The sequence below is a fragment of the Streptomyces sp. bgisy130 genome (genome assembly GCF_057708345.1).
On record NZ_JBYISA010000075.1, the window covers coordinates 1 to 13,053 of the forward strand.

A 13,053-nucleotide genomic window follows, 5' to 3' on the forward strand; every position below is an offset into this window, starting at 1 on the left:
CGGAGCGCACCGGGCGCCCGCCCGCCGGGGTCACCACCGGCCGTGGCGGCCGGTGCGCTCCGGTCAGGCCGTCGCGTCGGCCTGCTGCGCCTTCAGTGCCCGCTCGATGCCGGCCCGCGACTCGGTCATCAGCCGGCGCAGCGCCGGCGTCGGCTCGGCCGAGGCCAGCCAGGCGTCCGTGGCGTCCAGGGTCTCCTGCGAGACCTGGAGCGCCGGGTAGTGGCCCACCACGATCTGCTGCGCCATCTCGTGGCTGCGGGAGTTCCAGATGTCCTTCACCGCGGCGAAGTACTTCGCGGTGTACGGCGCCAGCAGCTCCCGCTGGTCCGGCTGGACGAAGCCGCCGATGACGGCCTCCTGAAGGGAGTTGGGGAGCTTGTCCGACTCCACGACCGAGGCCCAGGCCTCGGCCTTCGCCTCCGCCGTGGGACGCGCCGCGCGCGCCGTCGCGGCATGCCGCTCGCCCGCGGAGGTCTTGTCCCGGTCCAGCTCCGCCGCGATGGCCTTCTCGTCGGCCCGGCCGGTGGCCGCCAGCCGCTGGAGCAGCCCCCAGCGCAGCTCGGTGTCCACGGCGAGCCCGGAGATCTCTTCCGTACCGTCCAACAGGCCCTGAAGGAGGTCCAGTTGAGCATCCGTACGGGCCGAGGCGGCGAACGCGCGGGCCCACGCCAGCTGGTGGTCGCTGCCCGCCTCGGCCGCCCGCAGCTGCTCCAGCGCCGCCGCGGTCCAGGTCGCCAGACCCGTCTCGCGCCAGTCCGGCGCCGCGTACAGGTCCAGCGCCAGCTTCACCTGGCGGTGCAGCGACTGGACCACGCCGATGTCCGACTCCTTGCCGATGCCCGACAGCACCAGCGACAGATAGTCCCGGGCGGGCAGTTCGGCGTCCCGCGTCATGTCCCAGGCCGACGCCCAGGACAGCGCGCGCGGCAGCGACTCGGTGAAGTCGCCGAGGTGCTCGGTGACGACCTTCAGCGACTCCTCGTCCAGCCGGACCTTGGCGTACGACAGATCGTCGTCGTTGAGCAGGAGGACGGCCGGCCGCTGCTTGCCCACCAGCTGCGGTACGGGCGTCAGCGCACCGTCCACGTCCAGCTCGATCCGCTCGGTGCGCACCAGCTTGCCGTCCCGCAGCTCGTAGGCGCCGACCGCGATCCGGTGCGGCCGCAGCACCGGCTCGCCCTTGGCGCCGGCCGGCAGCGCCGGAGCCTCCTGCTTCACCGCGAAGGAGGTGATGACGCCGGCGCCGTCCACCTCGATCTCCGGCCGCAGGATGTTGATCCCGGCGGTCTCCAGCCACTTCTTCGACCAGGTCTTCAGATCCCGCCCGCTGGTCTTCTCCAGCGCGCCCAGCAGATCCGACAGCCGGGTGTTGCCGTAGGCGTGCGCCTTGAAGTAGGACTGCACGCCCTGGAAGAACTCGTCCATGCCGACATAGGCGACCAGCTGCTTGAGGACGCTGGCGCCCTTGGCGTAGGTGATGCCGTCGAAGTTGACCAGGACGTCGTCGAGGTCATTGATCTCGGCCATGATCGGGTGGGTGGACGGCAGCTGGTCCTGCCGGTACGCCCAGGTCTTCATGGAGTTGGCGAACGTCGTCCAGGAGTGCGGCCACTTCGAGCCCGGGGCGTAGGCCTGGCAGGCGATCGAGGTGTAGGTGGCGAACGACTCGTTCAGCCACAGATCGTTCCACCACTCCATGGTGACCAGGTCGCCGAACCACATGTGCGCCAGCTCGTGCAGGATCGTCTCCGCGCGCACCTCGTACGCCGCGTCCGTCACCTTGGACCGGAAGACGTACTGGTCGCGGATGGTCACCGCGCCCGCGTTCTCCATCGCGCCGGCGTTGAACTCCGGCACGAAGAGCTGGTCGTACTTCGCGAACGGGTAGGCGTAGTCGAACTTCTCCTGGAACCACTCGAAGCCCTGCCGGGTGACCGCGAAGATCTCGTCGGCGTCCAGGTGCTCGGCCAGCGACGGCCGGCAGTAGATGCCCAGCGGCACCGTCCGCCCGTCCTTCTCGTACGTGCTGTGCACGCTGTGGTACGGGCCGACGATCAGCGCGGTGATGTAGGTGGAGATCCGCGGGGTCGGCTCGAAGCGCCAGATGTTGTCGCTCGGCTCCGGCGTCGGCGAGTTGGAGATCACCGTCCAGCCCTCCGGGGCCTTCACGGTGAACTGGAACGTCGCCTTCAGGTCCGGCTGCTCGAAGGACGCGAACACCCGCCGGGCGTCCGGCACCTCGAACTGGGTGTACAGATAAGCCTGCTGGTCCACCGGGTCGACAAAACGGTGCAGTCCCTCACCGGTGTTGGTGTAGGCGCAGTCCGCCACGACCCTCAGCTCGTTACGGCCGGCCCGCAGCCCCGCCAGCGCGATCCGCGAGTCCTTGAACACCGCGCCCGGGTCCAGCGCCTCGCCGTTGAGCACCACTTCGTGCACGGCCGGCGCGACCAGATCGATGAAGGAGTCCGCGCCCGCCTCGGCGACCTCGAACCGCACGGTCGTCACGGACCGGTACGTGCCTCCTGTGCTCCCGTCCTCGCCCGACCCGGTCGCGCCGACTTCCTGCGCACCGGAGAGGTCGAGGTCGATCTCATACGCGTCCACGGTCAGCAGGCGCGCGCGCTCCTGCGCCTCGTCGCGGGTCAGATTTGTGCCAGGCACCCGGCCATCTCCTTCGTATGGGTCATCACATCGGACTCTTCGGCCATCCTTCCATGTGGTCCGGCCCCCGCGGGGTGGTGATCGAAGAGTGCGGAACGGCCGTGCCGGGCCAGCATCCGCGCGCTCCGGAGCGCGCGCCGATCACGGCGTCCGATTCCCGCCAGCGCACGCGCGCCGCGCGGACGACGCTGGGGCCATGACGACCTACACCGCACTTGCCCTCCCGCCCACCGCCCACAAAGAGCTCTGCTCGACCGACGACGCCGGCCGGCCCGCCGAGCCGTTCACCGCCCGTGAGGACGGGGCGCCGCAGGACGCCGTCGGGGCGCTGCTGCGCTGCTGTCTGCGCGACACCCGGGCCGGCGAGCGGGTCGCCCTGGTCTCGTACGCGCCGCTGCGCCGCTGGGCGGCCGCGACCGGGGCGGCGCCCGGGGCGTACGACGAGCAGGGCCCGGTGTTCGTGCACGCCGAACCGTGCGGCGGGCCGGACGCCGTGGCCGGCCGGTATCCGGTCACGGGGGCCGCTGCGCTGCGCGTGCTGCGCCGCTACAACGCCCAGGGGCAGATCATCGGCGGCCGCTACCTGGAGGTTCCCGAGGACGCCGATGCCGCGTTCGACGCCGCCCTCGGGGAGGCGTTCGCGGACCCGGAGACGGCGCTGGTGCACGTCCGGGCCGTGGAGTACGGCTGCTTCCAGTTCGAGGTCCGGCGGCCCTGACACCGGAAACGGCGGGTGCCCGTACGGAGACTCCGTACGGGCACCCGCCGTTCTGTCGTGCTGCGGTCAGCCGCGCAGCTCCGCGGCGACCAGCTCCGCGATCTGGACGGCGTTCAGCGCCGCGCCCTTGCGGAGGTTGTCGTTGGAGACGAACAGCGCGAGGCCGTTCTCGGCGGTCTCGTCTTCGCGGATCCGGCCCACGAAGGACGCGTCCTGGCCGGCGGCCTGGAGCGGGGTGGGCACGTCGGCGAGGGTGACGCCGGGGGCGCCGGCCAGCAGCTCCTGGGCCCGCGCGGGGCTGATCGGACGCGCGAAGCGGGCGTTGACCTGGAGCGAGTGGCCGGTGAAGACCGGGACGCGGACGCAGGTGCCGGACACCTTCAGGTCCGGGATCTCCAGGATCTTGCGGCTCTCGTTGCGGAGCTTCTGCTCCTCGTCGGTCTCGTTCAGCCCGTCGTCGACGATCGCGCCGGCCATCGGCAGCACATTGAAGGCGATCGGGGCGACGTACTTGTCCGGCTCCGGGAACTCCACGGACGCGCCGTCGTGCGTCAGCTTGGTGGCGTCCTGCTCGATGACCTTGCGGACCTGGCCGTCCAGCTCCTCCACACCGGCCAGCCCGCTGCCGGAGACCGCCTGGTAGGTGGCGACGACCAGCGAGACCAGCCCGGCCTCGTCGTGCAGCGGACGCAGCACCGGCATCGCGGCCATGGTCGTGCAGTTCGGGTTGGCGATGATGCCCTTGGGGCGGTCCGTGATGGCCTGCGGGTTGACCTCGGAGACGACCAGCGGGACCTGGGGGTCACGGCGCCAGGCCGAGGAGTTGTCGATCACGACCGGGCCGGCGGCGGCGACCTTCTCCGCCAGTGCCTTGGACGTGGCCCCGCCGGCCGAGAACAGGACGATGTCCAGACCGGAGAAGTCGGCGGTGGCCGCGTCCTCGATGGTGATCTCGGTGTCCTGCCAGGGCAGGGTGCGTCCGGCGGACCGGGCCGAAGCGAACAGCCGCAGCTGCTCGACCGGGAAGTTCCGCTCGGCGAGAATGCCTCGCATCACGCCGCCGACCTGTCCGGTGGCTCCGACGATTCCGATCCTCATGGGACTCCTTCTTTCTGGCCTGGCTCGGGTGTCTGCTCGGAACACCTGCTCAGTAGTGCCTCCATCATGTGTGTGATACCCGTCGCCTTGTCCAATCCGTTCCATTCCGTGGAGCGTGGCGGACGCCGGGGCCGCACTGTGTCAAGGGTGCGGGACCGCCGGCGGGATCAGCGCGTCCAGGGCGCGGTCGAGGGCGCGCAGCAGCGTCTCCCGGTCGTCCGGTGCGTACAGCAGCCGCAGCGCCAGTCCGTCGGACAGCGCGATCACGGCGTCCGCGAGGGCCAGGCACTCGGATTCCGGCTCCGGGCCGCGGCCGTGCCCGGCGGCCGCCAGCCACCCGCCGAGGGCCGCCCGGACGTCCCGGTCGACCTGCCGGCGGATCGCGCCGAGCCCGGGGTGGTGGGCCGCACGGGTGGCGAAGGCCAGCTGAGCGGCGGCCTCGGCCCGGCGGTCGGCGTCCACGGGGAGGGTGGCGAGGACGAGGGCGCGCAGCGCCTCGCGCGGCGGCAGACCGCTGTCGACGGCGGCCATCCGCTCCTCGAAGCGTTCCCCGGCCAGCTCGGCGGCGAAGGTCAGCATCTCGTCCTTGGTGCGGAAGTACTTCTGTACGGCGCCCGGTGAGCGGTCCGCCGCGGCGGCCACGGTGCGCACGCTGACCTCGTCCAGCCCCTGCTCGGCGGCCAGCCGCAGGACGGCGGCGCCGATCTGCCGGCGCTGTTCGGCACGGTCCACGGTCCTGGGCACGGTGTGCTGCTCCTCACTCCCGCCGTCCGGCGGGCTCTCGTCGTGCGCGTGCGCCTTCAGGATACGGGTGTATTCTTTTTGGGATACGACCGTATTCTCAAGGTGGTGCGGGCGCCGAGGCGGTGCCTGCCCGAAGGGGGCAGTGATGGCGGAACGAAGTGATCACACCGAGCGGATCGCGGACCGGGAGCGGGACGGCAAGGAGCTGCGGGAGTGGATCGAGGAGTGGCGCTACTGGCTCGGCGGTGCGGTGATCCTGTCGGCGGTCTGGGGAGTGCGCTGCTTCCAGAAGGGCGAGCCGACGTTCTACTGGCCGCTGCTGCCGCTGGGTGTCTGGGCCGCCGTGCTGGTCGCCCTCGCGGTGTGGCCGCGCGGCAAGGAGGCCGGTGGTTCCTGACGGGCGCGCGGGCCTGGGGGCACCTCCCGGCGGCAGCCGGGGGAGCGCCGCGCGCCGGGCGGGACGTCCCGGTCGCGCCCCGGCCCGTCCGTCCGCCGGATGAACGTCCGGTGACCGGCTCTCACCGCCCGGAACAGCGTCCAGTGGCCTCCCGGTGACACGGAGATCCCTGTCCGGTGATGGGTTCTCCGCGTTGCGGTGGCGTTCACGTTCAGGTCACCCCCGGTGCCAACGATCCAAGGTGACAGGGCAGTTGTGCTGCCCGGCCGCCTTCGTGTTCGCACCCGGGGAGCCCGCGTATGTCCCGTATACGGTCCGCCGCCACCACTCTCGACCGCCGTACGTTCCTCGCCGCCACCGGAGCCGTCGGCGCCGCCACCGGGCTGGGGCTCGCCTTCGGCCCGGAACGGGCGGCGCAGGCCGCCACCGTCAGCCCCGGCCCGGCCCCGGCCGCGCCGGTACCGGTCGACGCGCCCGCCGTCCCCCGCGTCCCCTACACCCGGGGCACCACCCTCGGCGGCGTGTCCGCCCCGCGCGGCAGCGGAGGCTACCGCCGGCTCGGTGACGGCCCCGCCTGGGACCGGGTGGTCCGCAGCGAGCTGGGCACCGCGCACGGCGGGCGGGACGGCCGGCGGACCGCGCTGGCCTCGTTCGTGCAGTTCACCGATCTGCACCTGGTCGATGTGCAGAGCCCGCTGCGCTACGAGTACCTGCGCGCCGAGACCGCCAGCGCCTGGCGGCCGCAGGAGGCGCTGTCCGTGGCCGGCGTCGTCTCGCTGATCGAGCGGGTCAACGCGCTGCCCGGCGGGCCCGCCACCGGCGCCCCGCTGTCCTTCGTGATGACCACCGGCGACAACACCGACAACAACTCCAAGCTGGAGCTGGAGTGGTATCTGACCGCGATGAGCGGCGGAAAGATCACCCCCAACTCCGGCGACCGGCGCCGCTACGAAGGCGTCCAGGACAGCGGGCTGAAGCTGTACTGGCAGCCGGACAGCGCGCTGCGCGACGCCGACAAGCAGCTGGGCTTCCCGCGGCTGGACGGGTTCCTGGAGGCGGCGATCCGGACCGTCCACAGCCCCGGCCTGCACCTGCCCTGGTACTCCACGGTCGGCAACCACGACTCGCTGCCCGGCGGCTGCTACGCGCCCGGCGACCCCTTCTGGGCCGAGATCGCCACCGGGGAACGCAAGCTGGAGACGCTGCCCGCCGCCGAGGCCGCGAAGGTGTGGAAAGCGGTCAAGAACGGCCTCGACCCCAAGGGGGAGGACTTCAAGCGGCTGCTGACGTCACACGCCAAGCAGGCCCGGCGGGTCACCCCCGACGAGCGGCGCGCCCCGTTCACCCGGACCGAATACCTGCGCGCCCACCTGGACCCGGCGCACACCGGCCACGGCCCGCACGGCCACGGCTACACCGCCGCACACCTCGACGGGAACCGCCTCTACTACAGCTTCCGGATCTCCGACCACGTCCTGGGCATCAGCCTGGACACCACCGACCCCGGCGGCCACTACACCGGCTCGGTGGGCGACGCCCAGCTGCGCTGGCTGGAGCGGACCCTCAAGGAGAACGAGAAGGGCGAGAAGGCCCATGTGCTGGTCTTCAGCCACCACACCAGCAAGACGATGAACAACACCCGCCCCGACCCGGCCCGGCCGCAGGAGAAGCGGCACACCGGAGCGGAGCTGGTCGAGGTGCTGGCCGCGTACCCCGGCGTCGTCGGCTGGATCAACGGCCACAGCCACAAGAACGAGATCATCGCGCACGACGGCTTCTGGGAGATCTCCACCGCCTCGCACATCGACTTCCCGCAACTGGCCCGGGTCATCGAGCTGGTGGACAACCACGACGGCACGCTGTCGCTGTTCACCACCCTGGTCGAGTCGGCCGCCCCGCACCGCACGGACTTCACCGACCTCTCGCAGACCGGCCTGGCCGCGCTCTACCGCGAGCTGTCCTTCAACGCCCCCCAGGCCCGCCCGGACCTCGCGGGCACGGCCCGGGACCGCAACGTCGAGCTGCTGCTCAAGCGCTGACGGGCCGCGCCCCCTACCGCGGCAGCACCACCACATACGCACCCGGCTCCCGGTCCCCGGCGGCCATCAGAGCCGTACGGACCACCGCGGCCTGCTGCTCCGGGGACTGCCGCAGGGTGCGGGGCAGACAGCGGACGACGGTGATGCCCAGCCGCTCCAGATGCTCGCGCTTCTGGAAGAACGGGGAGTGCAGCGGGTCCTCCTCGGCGCGCGGCGCCCGGGTGTCGATCTCCAGGGCCACCGAGTGCTCCGGCCAGAAGGCGTCCACACCGCCCAGCTGCGGCCCGCCCGGCAGCCGCAGATCGACGTTCCACAGCGGGTCCGGCAGCCCGTGCGCACGCACCATGGCGTACAGCTGCTGCTCGGCCAGCGCCCGGCCCTCGGCCAGCAGGGTGTCCACCGCGTCGACCACATGCGGCCGGGTCAGCAGCCGCGCCCGGCTCAGCTCCCGTACCACCGCGCTCGCCTCGCAGTGGCCGCCGCGTACCGCCTCGGTCAGCAGCCGGCGCACCGTCGCGGCGTCGGTGAGCGTGCCGATCGCGTCCGCCAGCGCCCGCGGCACCGGTGCGGCCGGCACCCCGGTGAGGTCCTGGGGGACGGGCAGTTCCACCGCCCGCAGGATCCGCGCGAAGCCGGTGGAGCGCAGCCGCCGGGTACGGGAGACCAGCACCTCGATGCGGTTCAGGGCGAGCAGCGGGGGCGCCTCGGTGAAGCCGTGCAGGGCCAGCGCCGCCAGGCCCGTGATCATCGCCTCCGGGGCGTCTCCCGACGGACCGCTCTGCCGGGGGACGCCCGGCCCCCGGTGACTGGCGTACAGCAGGACCGCGTGCAGCCGCTCCTCGCTGGTGGGCGGTCCCGGGTGCAGCAGATAGATGCCCGGGAGCACCTGCTGCCAGCCGCCGCCGGGGCGGCAGCGTTCGGTGGTCTCCGCGGCGGGGATGCCGTGCTCGCGCAGCTGACGGGTGGTCATCACCCGTCGCCGGGAGGCGGTCAGGTGCTGGAGGGGGAGGGGGGAGAGCGGGGTGTCGTGGTTCATGACGGGTCGATTCCCGTCCCCGCTCCGCCCCCTAACCGCTGTTACACGCCCGTACCACAAACCGGACAACCCTGTACTAAAGTACGGGCGTTCGACTGCCGAAAGAGGCTGCTCGACGCGGGGGTTACGGCCGCCCCCCGGCCGCCTCGTCACAAGCCTGTGCCCGCAGCGCCCGGGCCAGATCGTCCCGCTCCTCCAGCACCAGCCGGCGCAGCGCCGGCGCCGCCTGACCGTGCTCCGCCAGCCAGCGGTCCGCCGCCTCCAGCGTGGACCGCTCCACCAGCGAGGCCGGGAAGAGCCCGCGCACCACATCCATCGCGATCTCGATGGACCGCTCCCGCCACACCCGCTCGATCTGTGCGAAGTAGCGCGGGGCGTACGGGGCCAGCAGCTCTTGCTGCCCCGGCTGGGCGAACCCGGCGATCGACGCCTCCACCAGGGCGTTGGACAGCGTGTCGGAGTCCACCACGTCCGCCCACGCCTGTGCCTTGACCCCGGCCGAGGGGCGGGCGGCCAGACAGCGCACCTGGTGGCGCTTGCCGGACGCGGTGTCGTCACGGGCCAGCTCGGCGGCGAGCTGTGCCTCGTCCGCGACGCCGTGGGCGGCCAGCGGCTCCAGCAGGGCCCAGCGCAGCTCCTGGTCCACGTCCAGGCCGTCGATCTTCGCCGTACCGTCCAGCAGGCCCTGGAGCAGCTGGAGATCGGCGGGGGCGGTCGCGAGGGCGGCGAAGTGCCGGGCCCAGGTGAGCTGATGGCCGCTACCGGGCTCGGCCAGCCGCAGCTCGTGCAGCGCGCCCTCGGCCAGCTCCCGCGCGGCGGGCTCCCGGCGGTCCGCCGCGGAGTAGTAATCCAGCGCCGTCCGGGCCTGCCCGTGCAGCGACTGGAGCACCCCGATGTCGGTCTCCTGGCCGGCGAACCGCCGCACCAGGTCGAGGTAGTCGCGGGCCGGCATCAGGCCGTCCCGGGTCAGCCCCCACAGCGCGGCCCAGCACAGCGCCCGCGCCATCGGGTCGGCCAGGTCACCGAGCCGGGCCCGCAGGGTGGCCAGCGACCCCTCGTCGAAACGGACCTTGCAGTACGTCAGATCGTCGTCGTTGACCAGGATCAGCTCGGGCCGCTCGGCCCCGGCCAGCTCCGGAACGGCCGTCCGCGGCCCGGAGACATCCACCTCCGCACGGGCGTAGCGCACCAGCGCCGGGTCCGTGCCCTGGCGCCGGTAGAGCCCCACCGCGACCCGGTGCGGCCGCAGCTCCGGCCGCTCGTCGGCAGCCTCCTGGAGGATGCTCAGCTCGGTGATCCGGTCCTGGGCGTCATAAGTGACCTGCGGGGTGAGGGAGTTGACGCCCGCGGTCTCCAGCCAGGCACGCGACCAGCTCGCCAGGTCCCGCCCGGACGTCTCCTCCAGCACCGTCAGCAGATCCGTCAGCCGGGTGTTGCCGTAGGCGTGCCGCTTGAAGTAGCGCCGGGCGCCCTCCAGGAACGCCTCCTGCCCCACATACGCCACCAGCTGCTTGAGGACCGCGGCGCCCTTGGCGTAGGTGATGCCGTCGAAGTTGAGCTTGGCGTCCTCCAGGTCACGGATGTCGGCGGTGACCGGGTGGGTGGAGGGCAGCTGGTCGGCGCGGTAGGCCCAGGACTTGCGGCGGTTGGCGAAGGTGATCCAGGCGTCCCGGAAGCGCGTCGCCTCCACCAGCGCGAACGCACCCATGAAGTCCGCGTAGGACTCCTTCAGCCACAGGTCGTCCCACCACTGCATGGTGACCAGATCGCCGAACCACATGTGCGCCATCTCGTGCAGGATGACGTTGGCCCGGCGCTCATAGGACGCCTCGGTCACCTTGCCGCGGAAGATGAACTCCTCGCGGAACGTGACACAGCCCGGGTTCTCCATCGCCCCGAGGTTGTACTCCGGGACGAAGGCGCTGTCGTACTTCCCGAACGGGTACGGGAAGTCGAAGTGGTCGTGGAAGAAGTCCAGACCCTGCTTGGTGACGGTGAAGACGTCGTCCGCGTCGAAGTGCCTGGCCAGGCCCTTGCGGCAGAGCGCACCCAGCGGAATCTCCAGCTCGCTGCCGTCCTCGAAGGTGCGGCGGTAGGTGTCGGAGACGTAGTGGTACGGGCCGGCGACCACGGCCGTGATGTACGTCGAGATCGGCTGCGTCGTCGCGAAACGGTGCCGGCCGCCCTCGGCCTCGCCCTCCTGGGCGCCGTTGCTGAGCACCACCCAGCCCTCGGGCGCGGTCACCTCGAAGGTGAACGGGGCCTTCAGATCCGGCTGTTCGAAATTGGCGAAGACCCGGCGGGAGTCGGCCGGTTCGTACTGCGTGTAGAGGTAGACCTCGCCGTCCTCGGGGTCCACGAAGCGGTGCAGACCCTCACCGGTCCGGCTGTAGGCGCACTGGGCGTCGACGACGAGGGTGTTCTCCGCGGCCAGCCCGTCCAGCGTGATCCGGGTGCCGTCGAACACCGCCCCGGGGTCCAGCTCCCGGCCGTTGAGGGTGACCGAGGTGACCGAGGGTGCCAGCAGGTCCGCGAAGGTCGAGGCACCGGGCTCGGCGCAGCGGAAGCGGAGCGTCGTGCGGGAGCGGAAGGTCTCGGCGGCCGCGTCACCGGCGACCGCTGAGCGGACATCCAGCGCCACGTCGTAGGCGTCGACGCTGAGCAGCCGGCCCCGCTCACGTGCTTCGTCCCGGGAAAGATTCTCACCTGGCACGCCGTGACTCCCTCGACCTCGTCTCGAATATCGAACAACGGGAATCATGGCACGCCCGCCATGGGTTGAACCTTCAGGAACAGCACCGTCCTACGTGCACAGCCGTGAAGAGGAGACCCCGTGTCCGAGACCGCGAAGACCCCCGCAGACTTCTGGTTCGACCCGCTGTGCCCCTGGGCCTGGATCACGTCCCGCTGGATGCTGGAGGTGGAGAAGGTGCGCCCGGTCGACGTGCGCTGGCATGTGATGAGCCTGGCGGTGCTGAACGAGGACAAGCTCGACGAGCTGCCCGAGGAGTACCGCGCGAACATGGCCCCGGGCGGCAAGGCATGGGGCCCGGTCCGCGTGGTGATCGCCGCGCAGCAGCTGCACGGCGACGAGGTCGTGGGCAGGCTCTACACCGCGCTCGGTAACCGCATCCACAACGAGGGCCTCGGGGTGAACCCCGAGAGCATCGCCGCCGCCCTCGACGACGCGGGCCTGCCCGCCGACCTGATCGAGTACGCCGGCAAGGACACCTACGACGCGGAGCTGCGCGCCTCCCACAAGGAAGGCATCGACCTGGTCGGCCAGGAGGTCGGCACGCCCGTCATCGCCGTCCCCGGTCACGACGGCGAGCAGATCGCCTTCTTCGGCCCGGTCGTCACCCCGGCCCCCAAGGGAGAGGAGGCCGCCAAGCTGTGGGACGGGACGCTGATGGTCGCGTCCATCCCGGGCTTCTACGAGATCAAGCGGACGCGGACGCAGGGCCCGGTTTTCGACTGAGACACCTGCGACCGGGACACTGCGGCCCGGGCACATGGGAGCGCCCCCGCACGTATCGGACGTGCGGGGGCGCTCCGTCATTCCGCCTGCCGGGTGAGCGGTGAGAAGACGATCACGAGGCAGGACGACTCACGGTGTTACGGCGCCAGCAGCAGGTTGTTCGCGCGCTGCTTGGCGGAGGTGTACCGCCTGGCGACGTCCTGCCAGTTCACGACCTGCCACATGGCCTCGATGAAGTCCACCTTCTGGTTCTTGTACTGGAGGTAGAAGGCGTGCTCCCAGGCGTCGAAGACCAGGATCGGGACCGAGCCCTGGCCGACGTTGCCCTGGTGGTCGTAGATCTGCTCGACGATCAGCCGGCCGGTGACCGGCTCGTAGGCGAGGACGCCCCAGCCGGAACCCTGAGTGGTGGCCGACGCCTTGGTCAGCTGGGCCTTGAACTTCGCGAACGAGCCGAAGGACTCGGTGATCGCGTCGGCCAGCTCGCCCACACCGTCCTTCTCCAGCGGCTCGCCGCCACCGTCACCGGTCATGTTGTGCCAGTAGATGCTGTGCAGGATGTGGCCGGAGAGGTGGAACGCGAGGTTCTTCTCCAGGCCGTTGATGCTGCCCCACTGGTCCTTGTCGCGCGCCTCGGCGAGCTGCTCCAGGGTGTCGTTCGCCCCCTTCACGTAGGCCGCGTGGTGCTTGTCGTGGTGCAGCTCGATGATCTCGGGGCTGATGACCGGGGCCAGTGCCGCGTAGTCGTAGGGGAGTTCCGGAAGTGTGTAGGTCGCCATGCCGATCCCGCCTCCAAGCTGCTTACCAGCAGTAGTTGCAATCAATGTGCAAGAGCACGCTATCAGCAGGAGTGATCACCGGCCGGTCGCGGGGAACGGC

General features: G+C 71.4%; 10 protein-coding genes. 4 read left to right on the forward strand and 6 right to left on the reverse strand.

The genetic code is table 11. From position 1 onward, the window contains the following. Nucleotides 1-63: 63 nt before the first annotated feature. Nucleotides 64-2,664, reverse strand: a complete 2,601-nt coding sequence (gene pepN / locus AC3EUV_RS37445; RefSeq protein WP_432147036.1) for an aminopeptidase N — start codon at nt 2,662-2,664, stop codon at nt 64-66. A gap of 196 nt (nt 2,665-2,860) precedes the next feature. Here pepN (AC3EUV_RS37445) and AC3EUV_RS37450 point away from each other — a divergent pair, with 196 nt between their 5' ends. Beyond that, nucleotides 2,861-3,382, forward strand: a complete 522-nt coding sequence (locus AC3EUV_RS37450) for a DUF1203 domain-containing protein (protein ID WP_435604833.1) — start codon at nt 2,861-2,863, stop codon at nt 3,380-3,382. A 66-nt stretch (nt 3,383-3,448) separates the two neighbouring features. On the opposite strand, the gene AC3EUV_RS37455 is transcribed toward AC3EUV_RS37450, so the two are convergent. Together AC3EUV_RS37455 and AC3EUV_RS37460 are read right to left on the reverse strand one after the other, a co-directional pair. Continuing rightward, nucleotides 3,449-4,480, reverse strand: a complete 1,032-nt coding sequence (locus tag AC3EUV_RS37455) for an aspartate-semialdehyde dehydrogenase (RefSeq protein ID WP_432147038.1) — start codon at nt 4,478-4,480, stop codon at nt 3,449-3,451. 141 nt (nt 4,481-4,621) lie between these two features. After that, on the reverse strand, nt 4,622-5,224 hold the full coding sequence (locus tag AC3EUV_RS37460) for a TetR/AcrR family transcriptional regulator (RefSeq protein ID WP_432147039.1): 603 nt from the start codon (nt 5,222-5,224) through the stop codon (nt 4,622-4,624). A gap of 145 nt (nt 5,225-5,369) precedes the next feature. On the opposite strand from AC3EUV_RS37460, the gene AC3EUV_RS37465 reads away from it, so the two are divergent. Both AC3EUV_RS37465 and AC3EUV_RS37470 read left to right on the forward strand, forming a co-directional pair. Beyond that, nucleotides 5,370-5,621, forward strand: coding sequence for a hypothetical protein (locus AC3EUV_RS37465; protein WP_432147040.1), 252 nt, complete (start codon nt 5,370-5,372; stop codon nt 5,619-5,621). A gap of 299 nt (nt 5,622-5,920) precedes the next feature. Then, nucleotides 5,921-7,660 carry a TIGR03767 family metallophosphoesterase gene (locus AC3EUV_RS37470; protein WP_435604834.1) on the forward strand — a complete coding sequence of 580 codons (1,740 nt, stop codon included), beginning with the start codon at nt 5,921-5,923 and terminating at the stop codon, nt 7,658-7,660. Between the two features lie 13 nt (nt 7,661-7,673). Here the strand turns inward: AC3EUV_RS37470 and AC3EUV_RS37475 are convergent, their stop codons facing one another. Both AC3EUV_RS37475 and pepN (AC3EUV_RS37480) read right to left on the reverse strand, forming a co-directional pair. Then, nucleotides 7,674-8,696, reverse strand: coding sequence for a hypothetical protein (locus tag AC3EUV_RS37475; protein WP_432147042.1), 1,023 nt, complete (start codon nt 8,694-8,696; stop codon nt 7,674-7,676). Nucleotides 8,697-8,820: 124 nt separating this feature from the next. Next, the gene (gene pepN / locus AC3EUV_RS37480) at nt 8,821-11,409 is read right to left on the reverse strand and encodes an aminopeptidase N (RefSeq protein ID WP_432147043.1); all 2,589 of its coding nucleotides are present in this window, start codon (nt 11,407-11,409) and stop codon (nt 8,821-8,823) included. A gap of 120 nt (nt 11,410-11,529) precedes the next feature. Here pepN (AC3EUV_RS37480) and AC3EUV_RS37485 point away from each other — a divergent pair, with 120 nt between their 5' ends. Further along, entirely contained in the window at nt 11,530-12,174 is a 645-nt protein-coding gene (locus AC3EUV_RS37485) for a mycothiol-dependent nitroreductase Rv2466c family protein (RefSeq protein WP_432147044.1), read from the forward strand. Nucleotides 12,175-12,311: 137 nt separating this feature from the next. Here AC3EUV_RS37485 and AC3EUV_RS37490 read toward each other — a convergent pair whose 3' ends face one another. Continuing rightward, a complete protein-coding gene (locus tag AC3EUV_RS37490; RefSeq protein ID WP_432147045.1) occupies nt 12,312-12,953 on the reverse strand; it encodes a superoxide dismutase in 642 nt (213 codons plus the stop codon). Nucleotides 12,954-13,053: the final 100 nt, after the last annotated feature.